Consider the following 239-nt stretch of genomic DNA (forward strand, 5'->3'; position numbering starts at 1 on the left):
ATATATCAAGCATCTGGAGTGCAAGTTCGTGCCGGATGCCACCACGCGCTGGAGCGCGCTGGTGAGCGGCGGCGCGGATCTGATTTATCAGCCGCCGTCCGCGCAGTGGCAGGCGCTGCCGCGTCACTATCAAACGCTCTCTTATGTCGCCACCGGACGACCGCAGGGGTTCTCCTTTAATGTGCAGCGCGGTCCGTTTACCGGTCAGCGGGGGGGCCAGGCGTATGCTTACGCGCTGG

General features: G+C 63.6%; 1 pseudogene. It reads left to right on the top strand.

Going from position 1 to position 239, the window contains the following annotated elements:
* A pseudogene (locus tag KVT28_RS26670) lies at window positions 1-239 on the top strand (ABC transporter substrate-binding protein); the annotation flags it as partial.

It is taken from the genome of Pantoea sp. GbtcB22 (assembly GCF_019091025.1).
Taxonomy (GTDB): Bacteria; Pseudomonadota; Gammaproteobacteria; order Enterobacterales; family Enterobacteriaceae; genus Pantoea; species Pantoea leporis.